Source organism: uncultured Rhodoblastus sp. (assembly GCF_903903185.1).
GTDB lineage: Bacteria > Pseudomonadota > Alphaproteobacteria > Rhizobiales > Beijerinckiaceae > Rhodoblastus.
Genome location: NZ_CAIUXT010000116.1, coordinates 1 through 15,809, shown reverse-complemented (window position 1 = coordinate 15,809; position 15,809 = coordinate 1). Strand labels below are relative to the sequence as shown.

The 15,809-nt window shown below is 60.0% G+C and carries 16 protein-coding genes and 3 pseudogenes; 2 read left to right on the top strand and 17 right to left on the bottom strand.

Going from position 1 to position 15,809, the window contains the following annotated elements:
* Positions 1–231 precede the first annotated feature (231 nt).
* The 14 genes and pseudogenes from QZY01_RS10630 to QZY01_RS10565 form a co-directional block, all read right to left on the bottom strand.
* On the bottom strand, positions 232–1,191 hold the full coding sequence (locus QZY01_RS10630) for a zincin-like metallopeptidase domain-containing protein (RefSeq protein WP_294536824.1): 960 nt from the start codon (positions 1,189–1,191) through the stop codon (positions 232–234).
* A gap of 136 nt (positions 1,192–1,327) precedes the next feature.
* Complete coding sequence (locus QZY01_RS10625) at positions 1,328–1,711, bottom strand: hypothetical protein (protein WP_294536822.1); 384 nt, start codon at positions 1,709–1,711, stop codon at positions 1,328–1,330.
* Between the two features lie 588 nt (positions 1,712–2,299).
* Positions 2,300–2,458: pseudogene (locus QZY01_RS10620) on the bottom strand (helix-turn-helix domain-containing protein); the annotation flags it as partial.
* Between the two features lie 207 nt (positions 2,459–2,665).
* On the bottom strand, positions 2,666–3,037 hold the full coding sequence (locus QZY01_RS10615) for an integration host factor subunit alpha (RefSeq protein ID WP_294536819.1): 372 nt from the start codon (positions 3,035–3,037) through the stop codon (positions 2,666–2,668).
* A gap of 266 nt (positions 3,038–3,303) precedes the next feature.
* Positions 3,304–3,501 (bottom strand): DUF6691 family protein, encoded by a 198-nt coding sequence (locus QZY01_RS10610; RefSeq protein ID WP_294536817.1) that lies wholly within the window; start codon positions 3,499–3,501, stop codon positions 3,304–3,306.
* A 124-nt stretch (positions 3,502–3,625) separates the two neighbouring features.
* Positions 3,626–3,943, bottom strand: a pseudogene (locus QZY01_RS10605) (helix-turn-helix domain-containing protein); the annotation flags it as partial.
* A gap of 381 nt (positions 3,944–4,324) precedes the next feature.
* Complete coding sequence (locus QZY01_RS10600) at positions 4,325–5,002, bottom strand: hypothetical protein (RefSeq protein ID WP_294536814.1); 678 nt, start codon at positions 5,000–5,002, stop codon at positions 4,325–4,327.
* A gap of 35 nt (positions 5,003–5,037) precedes the next feature.
* Positions 5,038–5,604: a DNA-binding protein gene (locus tag QZY01_RS10595; protein WP_294536812.1), complete on the bottom strand. Its 567-nt coding sequence runs from the start codon at positions 5,602–5,604 to the stop codon at positions 5,038–5,040.
* A gap of 1 nt (position 5,605) precedes the next feature.
* A complete protein-coding gene (locus QZY01_RS10590) occupies positions 5,606–5,986 on the bottom strand; it encodes a hypothetical protein (RefSeq protein ID WP_294536809.1) in 381 nt (126 codons plus the stop codon).
* 136 nt (positions 5,987–6,122) lie between these two features.
* Positions 6,123–6,815: pseudogene (locus QZY01_RS10585) on the bottom strand (vitamin B12-dependent ribonucleotide reductase); the annotation flags it as partial.
* Positions 6,816–6,905: 90 nt separating this feature from the next.
* The gene (locus tag QZY01_RS10580; RefSeq protein WP_294536808.1) at positions 6,906–9,026 is read right to left on the bottom strand and encodes a UvrD-helicase domain-containing protein; all 2,121 of its coding nucleotides are present in this window, start codon (positions 9,024–9,026) and stop codon (positions 6,906–6,908) included.
* Between the two features lie 15 nt (positions 9,027–9,041).
* Complete coding sequence (locus QZY01_RS10575; RefSeq protein WP_294536805.1) at positions 9,042–9,782, bottom strand: phosphohydrolase; 741 nt, start codon at positions 9,780–9,782, stop codon at positions 9,042–9,044.
* Complete coding sequence (locus QZY01_RS10570; RefSeq protein ID WP_294536803.1) at positions 9,779–10,723, bottom strand: DUF3991 and TOPRIM domain-containing protein; 945 nt, start codon at positions 10,721–10,723, stop codon at positions 9,779–9,781. The genes QZY01_RS10575 and QZY01_RS10570 overlap by 4 nt, the downstream gene beginning before the upstream one ends.
* Before the next feature lie 324 nt (positions 10,724–11,047).
* A complete protein-coding gene (locus QZY01_RS10565) occupies positions 11,048–11,755 on the bottom strand; it encodes an SAM-dependent methyltransferase (RefSeq protein ID WP_294536800.1) in 708 nt (235 codons plus the stop codon).
* 531 nt (positions 11,756–12,286) lie between these two features.
* Between QZY01_RS10565 and QZY01_RS10560 the strand changes: the two genes are divergently transcribed.
* Positions 12,287–13,078 carry a DUF1186 domain-containing protein gene (locus tag QZY01_RS10560; protein WP_294536797.1) on the top strand — a complete coding sequence of 264 codons (792 nt, stop codon included), beginning with the start codon at positions 12,287–12,289 and terminating at the stop codon, positions 13,076–13,078.
* Positions 13,079–13,156: 78 nt separating this feature from the next.
* On the opposite strand, the gene QZY01_RS10555 is transcribed toward QZY01_RS10560, so the two are convergent.
* The 3 genes from QZY01_RS10555 to QZY01_RS10545 form a co-directional block, all read right to left on the bottom strand.
* Positions 13,157–13,420 carry a hypothetical protein gene (locus QZY01_RS10555; protein ID WP_294536794.1) on the bottom strand — a complete coding sequence of 88 codons (264 nt, stop codon included), beginning with the start codon at positions 13,418–13,420 and terminating at the stop codon, positions 13,157–13,159.
* Between the two features lie 509 nt (positions 13,421–13,929).
* Positions 13,930–14,466, bottom strand: coding sequence for an RES family NAD+ phosphorylase (locus QZY01_RS10550; RefSeq protein ID WP_294536791.1), 537 nt, complete (start codon positions 14,464–14,466; stop codon positions 13,930–13,932).
* Entirely contained in the window at positions 14,463–14,813 is a 351-nt protein-coding gene (locus QZY01_RS10545) for an MbcA/ParS/Xre antitoxin family protein (protein ID WP_294536788.1), read from the bottom strand. Before QZY01_RS10545 ends, QZY01_RS10550 begins: the two co-directional genes overlap by 4 nt.
* Before the next feature lie 588 nt (positions 14,814–15,401).
* Here QZY01_RS10545 and QZY01_RS10540 point away from each other — a divergent pair.
* Positions 15,402–15,809, top strand: a 408-nt coding sequence (locus QZY01_RS10540; RefSeq protein WP_294536785.1) for a transposase, incomplete at its 3' end; no start/stop codon positions are given.

The following is a 15,809-nucleotide window of genomic DNA, read 5'->3' as shown; positions in this document are numbered from 1 at the left end:
TGATGCAATCGTAGCCAACCTGGACTGCTTTTCTCGCCGTCCGATAATTGTGCCATGTGGGAATACGAGACGCTTCTTTCGCGCGATCGGCGTCGCGCGTGACAAGTCGCGCGAGCGCAAACTGTTGGGGTTTTGTTATCTTGGGCATCTGGAATGAACTCCTGCTTTCGGAGCGGCCGTAGACGCTCGAAATAGGGGATCGTCTCTTGCGACAATTGAGATGGGGTTGGATCAAGCGGCGATGTTGGAGGCGTCCGCCGGGGAGTCGTCGGCGCCGGCCGCGGCGCCGTCGTCCTCGTTCGAACGGCTGTCGGCGTGGAATGTCAGGCTGTAATCAGCCATGCGCTGGGCATCGGCCGCCGCGCGGAACAGTTCACGCTTGTCGCTCTTCAAAACCTCGATCCAGGACTGGATGTAGCTCGTGTGGTTGGGAACGTCGGTCGGCAGGCCGAGGGCGTCGCCAACGAACATGCTCGCGAGTTCGGCGCGCAGTTCTTCGCGGCTGTACGCGGATGAGCCAAAACGTCCGGTCAGGTCGCGGTCGAGTCGATGTTTGGCGCCAGTCGCATGCGCGAATTCATGCAAAATCGTTGCAGCCCAGCCTTCGGGACTTTGGAAGGCGGCGTCGGGCGGCATTTGGATCTGATCGTTCGAGGGGCGATAAAAGGCGCGATTACCGCCGATCTCGACGCGAATCCCGCTGGCCTTGATGATCAAGTCGGCGTCGGCGACGCGCTCGAACAGCGGCTTCGGGATCCCGGCCGGGACGTATTCGGGGATGCCCTCGATCTGCGAGGCATGGAAGACCAGATAAGTCCGCAGCAGCGGGATGATTTTTCCGGCTTCGTCGCTATCGTCAGACTGGCGCAATTCGATCGGCTTGTAGAAGAAGATAAGGGCGCTGCGTTCCCCTTTGCGGATCTGCCAGCTACGCTCATTGGCCTGACGGAGGGTGCACCACCGCGGATCGGAGGTGGTGAACGACAGCGGCGACATCGCCAGGGCGACGGCGTTGATGCCGCGATAGGCCCGCCCGGTGACCGGGTTCATCGGCGCGTTGGCGGCGACGCATTTGTTGGCGTCCCAGGGTTTGCGCCAAGGCATCGTGCCGGTTTCGAGCAGGGTGACAATTCGGTCGGTCAATTCCTGGCAGTGGTCTTTTCGGACACCGGTATTTTTGAAGTTTTTCATCTCGCTGTTCCTTTTTATATTCCGTTCCCAGAATAGCCAAAGCAACCTCGCATCCCCGAGCCCACCGCAAGGGCGCGTAGCGCCCGGCTGGACCCTTGCGGCGGGCGACGGCGATGAGAGAGCGTGTCTTTTTTTCTTATCTTTCTTGCAGAATTTCTTTTTCGGATTCCGTCTGGCGCTCGCTTTGTTCCGCGATCATCCTTTCGAACTGTCGCGCGCTCTCGACACGTAGATTGCTCGCCAGGGCTGCAAGTCCGCGCGTTGGAACCGCCTTATGTTTTGCGGCTGTTTCAAGCCATTGTGCGGGAAACACGCCGCTCCATTGCGATGCGATGGCGGCGTGCAGTTTCGGATTATTTTTGGCGCGTCGAACGAGCGCGGTCACGACGGCGTCGCCGTCGTTCATCTCGAAACCGGTGTCGGAAGCGCGCGTTTTTGTGCCGCGCAAGATGCACTGCGCCGCATAATTGACGCGATAGGCAAAGGCGTCGGGTTGGTAGACTTTTGGGGCGGCGCGCATTCATGTGCTCCTTTCATCGTCGGAAGAGGGAATGCTCGGCCATCCGTCTGGATCGAAGGCGGCGAGGGCAGGCGGGCAGGGCTGGCCTTCGAAGGCGGGACGCAACATGCGCAGGTTCCCGCGAGATCGAAACCTTCGGAGATCGCGGGAAGCGCTACGACGCCGAGTTTTTTTTTGCGCGATTGTTTCGGCCATGACCGTTCAAATCGATTCCAGCATCGTGCGAAAAACTTGAGCGCAGGGAGAACCGAGGTCTGTCAGGCATTCGGCCGTTTCGCCGAGGGTGAGGTGGGCGGACATGAATTGCTCCTTTGTTCGATTGATCTGGAAGGCGTTGACGTAAAAACGCGAAAACCCGGCGGAAGCCGGGCTTGATGGATTTCTTTCGAGCTTAAAATGCGTGTTGGTTTATGCGGCCGGCTTCATCGGCGGCGTCGCTGAGTTTTTCACTCGCTTTGCGTCCAGAATCCTATTGGCCTCCATCCTCGCTACAGGAAACGTTTTCCGTGACTTCAGCGCAATGCTTGAGCACCTCTGAAATAACCGAGGGAAGCGGGTCAATTTTCCCGGCATCCACCAACGTCTGGATTTTTTCACCGCATGCAAGACCGTCGTATGGTCGCGGCCGGCGAAGCGGCGACCAATTTGCGGGCAAGACATTTTCGTGGTTTTCTTTATCGCCCACATCGCGACTTGACGCGGCCTCACGATTGCCGCTGTTCTGCGAGGCGAAAAAAGATCGTCTTTGGGGTCCATTGGGATGGCGCGGGCGTCGAGGAAGTCATCGTCCACATCGCCGGCGTCGGTCCGGTGGAGACGACGCCGGTCGGCAAGCGCGATGCGGCTGGCGAAGACCACTGGCCAAAACCGAAATGGTTATTTGTGCAAGCCGCTTGGGTCAGCACCGCCGCTCGTCGCGATCGCGACGAGAACGCCGGAGGCGAGGCCCATCGCTCAGATTTCGCGGACCATCTGCCGCATGATGTGCGACGGTTTGAACGACAGCACGCGGCGCGGCGAAATCGTCGCCTCTTCGCCATTTCTGGGATTGCGTCCCGGGCGTGCGGTTTTGGTGCGATGGTTGAGCGATCCGAACCCCGCGAGCTTGACGTTTTCGCCGCGCAGGAGCGCCGCTGCGATCTCGTCGAGGACACCTTCGACAAACTGCTTCGAGTCCGCACGCGAAAAGCCGAATTGTCGCGCCACGGCGTCGGCAAGATCGGCGCGGGTAATAGTCGTGGGTTGGCCGCCGTCGGCAGGCGTCGACGGCAGCCTTATTTCACTGTTCCGTAGCACAGAGTTGGTCAGGTTCCGATCGAGAGACATGTGATCAACCTAAAAAAGAGGCACCTTATACCGCCACCCAGGTTCTTGATATCAACACGGCCACCCAAGCTATTGATTTCATATATTAAAATGGAAATGCGGGCAAGCGGAATTAAGTGTCTAACTTTCTGCGTAGACTTAACAGTTTCGGAATATACTCATAGGCGGTCGTGAGGGGAGGCTTGGCCCCTAGGGGCTGGCGTCCGGCGGCCTCGGTCTCGTGGGGCAAACGGCGGACGAAATCCGCCGGTCGATCCGCGACAAGCTCAACCGGCATTGCCGGCTTGCGTTGCGGCGGGCGACTCCGCTTCGCCGGTCCGAGGACCGAAAAAGAAGTCGCTGAGCTTCATGCCGGCGAGCATCGCCGCCACGAAAAGAGCGGCGCGGGCGTCGAGGAAGCCGATATTGACGATGGCCGGCGCTGAGCAGAGGCCTGTCAGTCCCCCGCCCACGCCAAAAATCACGGCGATCCCGGCCGAGGCCGGGAGGCTTAATGGTGCTCTTTCGAGCATCAAATGCGAGTTGGTTTATGCGGCCGGCTTCATCGGCGGCGTCGCTGAGTTTTTCACTCGTGTTCCGTCGAGAATCCTATTGGCCTCGATCCTCGCCAGAGGGAACGTATTCCCTGACTTCAGCGCGATGCCTGTGCACCGCTGAAATAAGCGAGGGAAGCGGGTCAATCTTCCCGGCAGCCACCAACCTCTGAATTGTTTTCACCGCATGCAAGACCGTCGTATGGTCGCGGCCGGCGAAGCGGCGACCAATTTACGGCAAAGACATTTTCGTGGTTTTCTTCATCGCCCACATCGCGACTTGACGCGGCCTCACGATTTCCGCTGTTCTGCGAGGCGAAAAAAGATCGTCTCTGGAGATGTTATAGACGGTTGAGACCGCTCTGATGATTTCTCGGGAAGCAATTTTGATCTGATCGACACGATCTCCTGCGATGTGATCGTTTATGTCCTGTCCGTCGATGGGGACCTGGCGATAGAGATCGATGACTGCGTCTTTTTTGCGAGCCATCCGGTCGGTCTTGCTGCGCGCAAAATGTTCACGATGTTTGTGCTCAGCTTGCTCTCGACGAGCTTTTTCCGCCTTTATCGCTTCCTGCGCGTTCACATCGACGATAATTTTGGGCGGGTTCGAAAGCCTCGCGCGAGCGGCGGAATAAGTGGCGTGCAATTCTGCGCTGTTCATCTTTTTACTCCTGTCCGTTTTCTATGCCGTTTCCGGAACCGCGCAGGCGACGTCGCTCCCGCGAGGGCCGGCGAGACTGATCGAATCGGATCAAGCCGCTCTTCCAGCGCGAGGCTCGATCCAAACCTTCGTCGCGTTACGCGCAGGCAGGCGGCGCTTCTTCAAACGGTCTTCGACGAAGGCCTCGCGATAGGTTTTGGCGGTGTCGACGGCAGCTTCCCTTTTTGCTGCATCATAGACGTCGAACGTCCACATAAGGCGGAACCGGGAGTCCGAATCCATCTGGTTGAATGCGTTCACGATGCGCCGCGAATAGCCGAGATTGACACGCTCGACGCCGCCGCCATGGCTCACGACGAGCGTGTAATCGCCATGCCTTGGCTTGACGATCTTGAAACAGTGACTTCGGCAGTCGGTGGCGCGGACGCCGTCATGGGCGGAGTGGAGAACGCGGCCCGGTTCATGGAAAAGCGTTTCTTCGTCATCTGCGGCTGGCGGCTGGCGCCAGGCTTCCCGGCCATAATTGCCGGCTTCGAAAACGGCTGCGGACCACCCAAAGCCGAGGTCGTCGAGCTTGCCGGTGTTCGCCAAGCGGCTCGACATCGAGGCAGGCGTATCGGTTTCACGAGTTTCAATGTTCGACATCTCAGGAGTTCCTTTCATCTCTTTGAGATGACTCCTGAACCGCCGACCGTCGTCGGCCGGGGCAAGGGCGCGTGGAACGCGCGGGAGTAAACCCAAAGACTGACAGCTTTTTCCGTATGCCAAAGGAAAAGTCTGTGCCGAACAGGGGTGAGCACTATTTAATTCCTGCGATAGAACAGCACCCGTCCGCCGGGGACCAACTGAAGCAACAGATCGAAGTCGCCGATGTTCGCAGTGAGAACCGTGAATCCGAGTTTCAGCGCCTGAATGAACAGGACGCAGTCCATCAGAACGCGAAGTTTGTTGTCGGCGCCGTAATGCTGTTGATGACAAATAATGCCGGAGAGCATTGCAGCCTTGCCGAGAACGTCCGGCTCGGGCGCGAAGGTCCGATGCGGCCTCATCGCCATAACATGGGTTCGGATTTCGGCCACGACGCTCGCTGTGCGCGGGTCGCTCGGGTCCAGCACCCCAACGGTGTGCATCAGTTCCTGGATGGCGACCGTCGAATGGTTGGCCTGCCGAACCTCGATCAGGGTTTCGACGATTTCCGGGGTTCGCCCCTGCATCTGATCGATATAGACGCACGTGTCGAGCAGGAGGTCGTTGCCACCGATCTCGCTTTCGTTGACGAATGAAAGATCGGCGTCCTGCCGGCGGCTCAGCGTCTTCCCTTGAGCCGCGCGGGACCAGCGCGCGACCTCGTCGAAGTCGAAATCAGCCACTTCAGAAGCCGAGCTTGAGGGTAGGATCGACCTTTCCGCGGGATTCCTTGAAGAGTTTGGAGAAGTCGTCGGTGAGGGCAACATTCGCCAGCGCGAACTCAATCAAATCCGTGTCGCCTTCGATGCCAGTCTGCCTTTTGGCCTGTTCGATCAGGGCGGCGCTGACCCGCCCGCCGATACGACCGCTCTTCTCCCCCAGCAACCCGGAGTTCCCGGCGGCTTTCATGACCGCCTCGAACCTGGCCTTGCCGACCGGGGCAAATCGCAGTCCCTTGGCCGTCGCCTTGGGCGGTGTCTTGCCGACGCTGACCGAACGCGTTCGGGAAGCCAACTTCGGCTTGCTCTGCCCCAGAGATGTCCTTTTCCCGCCGACCTTCGACATGACCTGAGAGCCTTTGTTCGACAAATTGCAACTTTGTCTAACATACCAGAAGGCGGTCCAACAGATCAATGGGGCTGTTCTCCGATATTTGCGGCCAAACTTCCCGGAAGGGGTCAAAGGAAGGGAGTTTTCATTTTTATGAACAGCCGGTTGTGGAACCGCACGCATCACATCTCAGGCATGTGCCGTTGCGCACCAAAGTAAAGTTTCCGCACTCGGGACATGCTTCGCCAAGATAACCTTTCTGGTGGGCTTCGGTCCGTCGCTCGGCAATCGAAAGCTGGGGCGTGTTTGCCGCGCGTTCGGGATTGGAATCGGGAATGAGTTCGACCGACGCCGCAGAGGCTGGCGTCTGGACCGTCAGCGGATCGTTGGACCGCATGAAGCCCCTTGAGATGGCTGCGATGTCCGTCGATCGGAATTGTTCCTGCGGATCGTGCGCTGGCGGAATATGCGCGAGGTCGTCGCGGCCGAGGTAGGAGACCGCCAATTCGCGGAAAACATAGTCGATAATCGATGTTGCGTTCTTGATGACGTCGTTGCCCTGGACGAGCCCGGCCGGTTCGAATCGGGTGAAGGTGAAGGCGTCGACGAATTCGTCGAGCGGCACGCCATATTGCAGGCCGATCGAAATCGCGATGGCGAAATTGTTCATCAGACTGCGAAAGGCCGCGCCTTCCTTGTGCATGTCGATGAAGATTTCACCGAGGCGTCCGTCAACATATTCGCCGGTGCGCAGATAGATTTTGTGTCCGCCGACACGGGCTTTCTGGGTGTAGCCGGTGCGCCGGTCTGGCATATGTTCGCGCAGGATCGAACGCTCGATCTTCGGCGCGTCGAGGTCTTCGTTATCGTTCTCGCCGATCTGGCGTGAAGGCAAGTTGTCCATTTCGGTCTCCTGAAAGGTCGTGGTGGAGCGTCAGAAACCGCGCATGCGCGCGCCGAGAGCGCGCAGGGCGGACGATTTCTGGTGGGAAAGGTGAAGGCGTCCGCCGCGATCGGACTGACGCATGACGCGAGCCTTGGCCTGTTCGGGAATATCTTCGACGAAAGGCGAAGGTTCACCCGGGCCGCGCCGATATTGCGCCCAGGAGATCGTGACCTGACGCTTGCCGCGCGTCAGCGCGACATAGGCGAGCCGACGTTCTTCGTCCGCGTCTCCGTAAGTCGAGGGGATGATTCCATTCTCGAAAGCCGGCAAAAAGACGTGGTCGAATTCCAGACCTTTGGCGCGGTGGATGGTCATCAGGCGCACGGCCGGGATGGCGCCTTCGCTCGCGCGGTCCGTGGCGAGCGCCGCGTGATCCAGCAGTTCGCGCGCCGAATGGAAGCTCGTGGCAAGCGAGATCAGTTCTTCGAGGTTTTCCAGCCGGCCGGCTGCGTCTTCGGCCTTGCTGGCGCGCAGCAAGTCGCGATAGCCGCAGGCATCGAGCAGCAGCGAGATCTGGTCGGCGAGCGAATGCGAAGGATCGGCGCCGATGCGCCGGACCTGATCGGCGAATTTCAATCCTTCGTTTCGGGCTTTCGGGGAAAGGACGGCGGTTTCGAGAGCGTTCAGCAGAGAGACGTTGCGAAACGAGGCTTCGTTTTCGACCGTTGCGAGCGCTTGCGGGCCAAAGCCGCGTCGGGGTTCGTTGATCACGCGGCGAAACGCCTCGTCGGACTGGCGGTCGTCGGGATGTGTCGCGAGGCGAAGGTAGCCAAGAGCGATCTTGATTTCCTGGCGGGCATAGAAACCTAGGTCGCCGACGATCTCATAGGGAATTTTGGCCCGCATGAGCGCTTCTTCGAAGGCGCGCGAGAGGACGTTGGTGCGATAAAGGACCGCGATGTGGTCCCATGCCGCGCCTTCGCCGTGTCGGGCCACGATGGCGGCGGCGAGACCAAGGGCCTCGGCTTCCGCGTCGCGATAGGTGGCGAGCGCGATCGGATGGCCGGCGCCCAGGTTGGTGTAAAGGGTTTTGCCGAGCCGGTGCTTGTCGCCGGCGATCACCGCATTGGCGGCGGCCAGGATATGTCCGGTCGAGCGAAAATTCTCTTCGAGCCGGACTTCCGCCGCGTCAGGGAAATCATGCGCAAAACGCCGTATGAGGCCCACTTCGGCGCCGCGCCAGCCATAGATCGACTGATCGTCGTCGCCGACGGCGAAGACGCGCCGGCATTCGCTGGCCATGCTTTTGAGCCAGGTATATTGCGCGTGGTTGACGTCCTGGTATTCGTCGGCGAGCACCGCGTCGAACCTTGCGGCCCATTGGCGACGGTAATCTCTATCATTGTGCATCGCCAAGGTCGGCCAAAGCAGGAGATCGCCAAAATCGGCGGCGTTGGCTTCGCGAAGGCGTTGCTGATAGATCCCGTATACTCTCGCGGCATTACGAAGGACCATGCTCTCGATCTGCTCGCCCCTTTGCGCCGCCGCCGCGATGATCGTGTCGGTGCGCGTCACAGCGGTTTCCGGGGTGATGAGCTGGTCTTTGAACGATGAGATCTTGTTGGCGATCGCCTTGATGGGATCGCGGCCGCCGCCGAGGTCGACGTCATGGGCGAGGTTCAGCGCTTTCATCACCCTTTTGATCAGGAGATGACTGTCGCCGGCGTCGAGGATGTCGAAATCCTTGCGCAGGCCGGCGATTTCGGGCGTCGCTCGAAGCTGTCGGGCGCCAAGCCCGTGAAACGTGCCGAGCCAGTTGGGAGCGGCGTATTCGCCGAGGGCTGCGCGGATCCGTTCCGCCATTTCGGCCGCAGCCTTGTTCGTGAAGGTCACGACAAGAATGCGCGGGGCCGGGATTTTCTGGATGGCAATTTTGTGCACAACCGAGGCGGTGAGAGTCGCGGTCTTGCCAGTGCCCGCGCCAGCAAGAACGAGCGTGGACCCAGGGTGCATTGCCGCTTGCTGTTGGGCGGTCGTGAGCCTTTCGGCGAGAGCGTCCCAAGCGTTCATAAAGCTCGCCTGCGGCTCGTTGGCCATCATGGCCTGCCATTTGTCCCAATCGTCCAGACCGTCGATGGCTTCCGGTAAATATTCATGGGGGTCGGGCATGTTGGGAGCTCCGGGTTACGATGCGGCTGTGGCTTGCTGTTTCAGCAGGTTCAGCTTGTGGAGGAACAGCCGCTCCGTGAGCGCCGGCGGCCACGGCTGCCAGGCGGCAAAGCCCTCCGGCGCAGCAAGGGGGCAATCGGAAAGGGGAGCCAGTTCGATATTGAGGACGTCGCGCATGTCGTCGAGCGTCCAGCCGACGACGTGGAAGGCTTCGGACGCGGCGGCGAGACGATCGGCGTGTTTGTGGCGCGCATAGGTTTCGCGGGACCAGCACCCCAGGTCGTATCGTCGGGCGATGGCGTTTTGCAGCCGGTCTTCGAGATTGCGGAACCTCGTGCCGAGTTCGGGTTTGAGCGGCGCGATCGGATCCCAACCGAGCAAGCCCTCGGAAGCGTCGTGCAGCAGCTCGCGCAGCGCTTGGCGCGGGGTCAACACGGCGTTGGCCCCGGCGATCGCCAGCACCATGAGGCTGTGCTGGGCGACCGACAGCGAGAATTCCCATTTTGTCGCGCCGCCCCATCGGGCGATGCGGGCGAGATTTTGCGCGAGATCTTCGTCGCTCCAGCAATCGGGCTGCGGATCGAGCAAGTCGAGTTTTGCGCCGGAGCGAAACATCACGACCGCGCGCGGCAGCATCGGGTAGAAGGTTTCGACGCGGACTTCGTCGCTCCGCGGCTCCGTCCGATCGGCAGGAATTCCCATTTTCGTCCTGAGCTCCTTGAACGGCGCAAAGGTGGAAAAGTCGGGCAGTTTCATTGAATTTGCCTCCTTGATTGGAGCACGTCGTTCCAGTCCTGGCCCTCGATCGCCGGACGCAGGCGACGAAAAGGAACGCCAATGTTTTGGGCGAATTCTTCGTGGCGCGCGGCGTAGCGGTCGCCGGCGGCGTTGGCGTCGGTTGCGCTATCGAACTGGGCGTTCGGCAAATTCTTGATCGAGAGAAGATGCGCCTTGATCGCCTCGATCGTGGTCGGGCCCATGCCGCCGGCGGTTGCGGCGTAAATCGTGTCCTCGCGCGGATATTCGAAAGCCGCGAGGCTCAGCGCGTCGATCGGCGCTTCGGCAAGGACGAAACGATAGCGTCGGCGTTTCTTGTCGAAGGGAAAAACGAACAGCGACTTGGAGCCGCCGGTCAACGAGCCTGTATAGGTCGGGCCGCGAACGTCGACGTGAATGACCGCGCCTGCGCAATCGCGGTGAGCGAACCAGGCGGATCCGTGCGGCCCTTCCCGGACCACGTCGCAACGCGCGGCTTCGAAAAGAACGTCTTCCGGCAACCTGCGACCCCGCAGATAGCGCCAGGTGTTCGAGCGCTGGCGCAGGCGCGGCCGGCGCGCCCATCTCTCAGCGATCGGGACCAGGGCGCGGCTTTTGTCCCGCGTCGGGATAGCTGGCGTGAAATCGGGCTCGACGCCGGCGAGCGGTCGCAGCAGTTTTCGGACTTCGCCGAAATTGAGGCGCGGTTCGAGGTGCTGGACGAGTCCGAACACGTCGCCCTTGGCGTCGCTGTTGGGATCCCACCAGCCGGCGCCTTCGTGGGTGACGATGACGATTTCGCCGGCGCTGCGACGGTATTTGAGGCATCGCTGCGAGCTTTCGGCGCGGTCGAGACGCCAGGGCGGCGCCGAATTTTCGAGGACGGTGGCGCAACTGACGCCGGCGCGCAGTTCTTCGACTTCGCTCTCGGGATCTTTCATTTTTTCCTCCTGGGTTGGCGCTGGGCGGCTTCATCGAGCCCTTTCAGGTTTTTCCCTGCGATCGCCTCCCAACCGACCGCGAGGCGGCGAAGGGGCAAGGGCGCGCGAACGCGCGGGAGCGGAGCGACGCACCCTTGCGGCGATGGCGGCGTTAGCGGTAGGGCTGGCTTTTTTGCGCATTCGTTCCTGGCTCATGAATTTTCCCGTAGAGCCAAGGGAATGCCGAGGTGGCGCGAACTCGAAATTCTATATGTTTCGCAACGGATCGATTTTCCTCGCGCGCGAGGGACCGACGGTCCCTTGGCAACCGAAATATGGAATCCTCTATTCGTCCGGATAATCGCCCGGGCGCTCGAGCCGGTCGCGGCAGGGCGGGATAAACCGGATTCGCGGATCGCCCCAGCCGGTCGGCGCGTCGCGCCACCACACGAACCAGGAATAGGAAGTCGCTGTGCCCTGACGCTTGCGTTTTCCGGTGATGGGATCGCGCTTCCACTTGCGCACCTTGCCTTTCACGATCGGGAGGCGTTGGACGAACTGGCCAATGAACTGAGGCGGCGCGTCGGCGAACAGCTGTCTGTGCCGTGTTTCACCCTCGAGGAAGACGGAGCGGGTGAGCATGGCGACGACGCGCCAATCCGGCAGCGCCATAGCGCGCTGGATGAATTGCCGAGCCGCCATGAAGGGCGGGTTGGAGATGATGATTTCGGCAGCGGCGGCCGGCGTGTCGCCGATCGGCCCGAGAAAGTCCGCCACGAAATCCTGACGGTCGACGGTCTCCGGATCGTCGCGATAATCGAACACGTCGGATGTGCCGACGTCGCGCCAATATTCCTTGAGGACGCGGCTCATGTAACCGCGATTGGACGCCGGTTCGAAAACCCTGCTTACGGGGATGCCGATGTCGGTTTTCGCCAGGACTTCCTCGACGAGCGCGCGCGTGCCCCAGCACGGCGTCGGGAAGTCGTCGAGCGACTGGCGGGGTTCGATGCGCAGGGCTCGGACGGCGTGATTGGCATTATTCATCGTCATTTTCAGCTCCGTCCTTCGGTCTCCCTTGCGTTTTTTTCGCGATCGTCACCTCGCTGGCCGCGAGGCGGCGGCGGGGCAAAGGCGGCGCTTGCGCCGGGATTCGGACGGACCAGCAAAGCGGCCGGCCGAACCCACCCTTTGCGGCGGCGGCGGCGCTAGCGGTAGGGCGGGCATTGCTTGCTTTTCATCCTTCTCTTCGCTCTTTTTCGCTTTTGAAGAGCCGAAGTAACGGAGTCGCGGCGCGAATTTTTATCTGCGAGCGGATTTAATCGTATGAGGTTTCGGCGATTTAGGGGGTGAAAGCGGCGGTTTCAGATCGCAATGCACCGTCGCCGGCGCCGGCCTCGGCTGAAATTGATGTTGGGTTGAAATTCGTCCCATATGCCGATATTGGGTTGCGGCGTTTGCAGATTGGACTGTGCGAAACGATAGCAAAAACAATGAGGTGATTGTGAGAGATCGGTCTACGATTCCTCATGGCGTCGACATCGCGCCGATAAAGGCGAAATCCAGGGAGGGGGCCAGGTCATCATGACGCCAGATGAGATTTTTAAGGAATTGTCGAAACGGCATGACGATCCCCCGGTGCAAGCCTTAGGGGGCGCGCTCGAACAGCGGATTGTGGTGGCGCCGCTTATGCTGGCAGAACTTGATCGTCTTGTCGAAGAATTTGATAAAGGTTTGCGAAATGCGAATACGGATCGTCAGTTCTTTTCTGTCGGTAAAAAGCTATTACGGAAGCCGTCGCCGCTGTTTTATGGTTTTTTGCTTGCAGCCGAGTGGAAACAGACAGACGCATATCCTCTATATAGCGAACTATTGCGTTGTCCATTTGCAGGGCACCCAAATCTTTTTTCAGAGACGGTCCACAACGACCTCGGCGCTCGGGTGATGGCCGAGATTTACAATGGCGACCCGACGCCATTGTGGACGCTGTTGCTCGACGACGCGGCGGACGAGTCGGTCCGCTTCTGGCAGTGGCGGACGCTTATTTTGCTCGTGCTGCGCGGTGCGCTCGATCTGGAGACGCTACGGCGGTTTCTTGTCCGCGCATTCGACGAACTCGAGCAGGAGCCGGATCAGCATGTTTGGGTCGGCTGGGAAGAGGTCATCATCTATTTCGGTCTCGACGATCTCATCCCGCTGGTAGAGGAAGCCCTTGAGGTCGAGCGAATTCGCGATCGCACAATCGAGGATTTTCGTGCGGATTACGCCTATGCGCGCGCGCATCCCGAAGAACCGATCCAGGGCGAACCGGCGGTTCCGTTCCATGGCTTGTTCGACGAAGTCGAATGGGCCGTGGTAAACCGCGCGGCGCCATAGGTCGTTTCCGAAGAAAAAGCTGCCCCGTCCCTTCGGTGGAAGCGACGGGCGAGGCTAGGCCAAAGCGACGGCGCGGTCTCAGTTCAATGTGCCGTTCAAAACACCATTCGAGAGCTTGAAAACAAAGCTGTGGCTCTGGGTCGGGCAGCAAGGACGATCGTTTTCGCGGAAGGTTCTGGTTTCCACGAAAATCCGGCCGTCGCGCACGGAGACGTCTTGCACTTCGCCGATGGGCAGAGCGCTCATAGGGACTGCGGTGAGCCGGCCGTCCTTGATTGTGAAGACGTCGAGTTCCGTGGATCGAAAATGGTCATTGGTCGGGTAATCGATTGAATAGGACACGACGACGATTTCGTCGCTCGGCTTCTCAAGCGATCCCGCGAAAATACGTCTGTAATCGACGACATGGAGGCCTTCATACTGCTCTTTGAGGCGGGACGTGATTTCTTCATCGCTCGGGGCTTGAGCTTGAGCGCAGGGCGCAATCGTCGCGAGGCCGAGCGCGAATAGGCTATGGCGGGCGAACTTCTTAAAAATTGTGCTTTCCTGTCGGTCTCGAGAGGTTGCGACCCATGCGGGTCACGATTCGGGCGCTTTCGAAATTGACACGGGGTTGCGCGAAATTGGCGTCACAAATTCAGCGGTCGAGCGGCTTCACAACGCCCTGGCGGACCTCATAGACAGGACCACCTTTTATGGACATCGGTTTGCTGCGAACTCCTCCCTTTTGAACAAGAGCGGCGCCCATTAAGCCTTGGCGCAAGCTTAGGAAAGGCAGTCGGAGAGGGTGAGGCGCGCAGGGATGGCGTTTTGCCGCAGGTCGCGAAGCATTCAACCGCCGCAAATTTTTTTTACGATGACCCCGATGGCGCTCGCTCTCCGCCTGCGAGGCGGTTTTCATCGTCGATGAGAACGAGTTTTGTGGGCGGCTCGGCGCTCCAGCGCCAGAGAATAATGTTGATTTCCTCGTCGGAGGCGCCGCGAGCGAAGCTTCGAACAATCAATGCCGCATACCCCTCCTCGATGAGGCGTCGAGCAAATTCCTGGGTTCGCGACACTCCGGCAACGATCATCTCATCGCGCCATGTGGTTGCAGCCAGGTCGTTCGGCGTCATGTGAAATGCTGAGAGCTGAGCATCGTCGCGAGTGTCGAAAACAGGATGAATATCGGCATGGTAAGCGACGAGCGTCGTCGGCTGTAGCGTTCCGACTTGATTTGCTTCGCGCAAGGCGGTCATCGGAGATTGCGATGCGTAAAGAGCTGGAACGCCTTTTGGATTGAAGCGGCCTCCGTAGAGTTCGGCGCCGCGGCCCGAAAGAGGATTGCTCGCATAAACGGGATTGAGCGCGCGGTAAAGCAAACCGGTGTAATGCGTTGTCGGGATCAAGCATAGATCCCGGCGTCGACCGCGTCGATGTAATCAAGAACATCGGCCGAACGACCGGCGCGAACCAATTGCATGGCCGTCTGGCCAGAGAAGCCGGGTAGCGGCTCGGAGCGATACCAGGCATAGGCCATCAGATCGGAACCGAATCGAGGCTCGATCTTGTTGATGATTTCGATCATTTCGCGCAGTCTCTTTTGGGTTTTTTGAGACGTGATGCGGTCTTTGCGCTGGACAGCGTCCTTGCCGAGGCCGGCGGTGCGCGCGATTTCGTCGCGGGTTGTCATAAGCACGTCAGCGATCTTGGCAGGCGCGAAGAGTCCTTTTTCAGCGTAGCGGGCGAGTGTCATGGGTTGGCCTCGGATAATGCCATATATATTGACGTAATATAGCGTCAGTCTTATAGGCCGTCAATGCCATGGGCGACATGGCGTGGGCGGTTTTTCGGCTTGCGCGCTTGGTTGGCGCCGGCAATCATCGGCGCTCGCGGCTGATTTCGCCGCACCGCTTGAATTATGTGAGACTATCGAACCGTGCCGTGCGAACTCACAAAGCCGCCAACAATCGCCAGCTGAAGGCTATGGGCGTCGAGGGCATTGACGTCACGTGCCGCGATTGTCGGCGGTCGGCCTCTCTCGGCTTCGACGTGATAGGAGGGTGTTGATTTCCGCGAGGAACTGACCCGGGATTTTCACTGAGTTCTCATGCGCTTTGCGCACCTTGATGCATGAAAGTCGGGTATCGTCGCTTTGGCCGGCACAGAGGTCGTTCTTTTCTTGGTGATTTCGATCCCGACACTGAGTTTGACCGGACGGCGCAGGCGTACCTTGGATTGACGCCACGGCGGAGCGGCGCCAGTCGCCCTGCCCAGAGCCCGCAGGAGAGAGTACAGTTTTTCTGCGTCGTCGCGCCGGCCACCCTGTCATGGGAGAAGCGCGATGGAGATTTTGCATCGGCGGTGCGCGGGGTTGGACCTGCATCAGAAAGAGATTGTCGCCTGTCGGCGGATCGCATCGGGCAGGAAAGTCGAATCGGAGTTGGCCCGGTTTCCAACCACGACGCCAGGGCTTCTGGCTTTGTCGGCGTGGCTGACGGAAGCCAATGTCACGCACGTGGCGATGGAGGCGACCGGCGTCTACTGGAAGCCGGTCTGGCATATGCTGTGCGCCGACTTCAAGCTGATCCTGGCCAACGCTTCGCATATCCGCAACGTGCCGGGGCGCAAAAGCGACGCCAACGACGCAACCTGGATCGCCGATCTTCTCGCCCATGGGCTGATCCGCGCTTCTTTCGTGCCGCCGCAGCCCATACAAGAATTGCGGGACCTGACCCGCACGCGGCGGGAG

Coding starts and splice junctions, on each gene's coding strand:
- QZY01_RS10630 (WP_294536824.1), bottom strand. CDS start 1,191: ATGAAAAACTTCAAAAATACCGGTGTCCGAAAAGACCACTGCCAGGAA.
- QZY01_RS10625 (WP_294536822.1), bottom strand. CDS start 1,711: ATGCGCGCCGCCCCAAAAGTCTACCAACCCGACGCCTTTGCCTATCGC.
- QZY01_RS10615 (WP_294536819.1), bottom strand. CDS start 3,037: ATGTCTCTCGATCGGAACCTGACCAACTCTGTGCTACGGAACAGTGAA.
- QZY01_RS10590 (WP_294536809.1), bottom strand. CDS start 5,986: ATGTCGAAGGTCGGCGGGAAAAGGACATCTCTGGGGCAGAGCAAGCCG.
- QZY01_RS10580 (WP_294536808.1), bottom strand. CDS start 9,026: ATGCCCGACCCCCATGAATATTTACCGGAAGCCATCGACGGTCTGGAC.
- QZY01_RS10575 (WP_294536805.1), bottom strand. CDS start 9,782: ATGAAACTGCCCGACTTTTCCACCTTTGCGCCGTTCAAGGAGCTCAGG.
- QZY01_RS10570 (WP_294536803.1), bottom strand. CDS start 10,723: ATGAAAGATCCCGAGAGCGAAGTCGAAGAACTGCGCGCCGGCGTCAGT.
- QZY01_RS10565 (WP_294536800.1), bottom strand. CDS start 11,755: ATGACGATGAATAATGCCAATCACGCCGTCCGAGCCCTGCGCATCGAA.
- QZY01_RS10560 (WP_294536797.1), top strand. CDS start 12,287: ATGACGCCAGATGAGATTTTTAAGGAATTGTCGAAACGGCATGACGAT.
- QZY01_RS10545 (WP_294536788.1), bottom strand. CDS start 14,813: ATGACACTCGCCCGCTACGCTGAAAAAGGACTCTTCGCGCCTGCCAAG.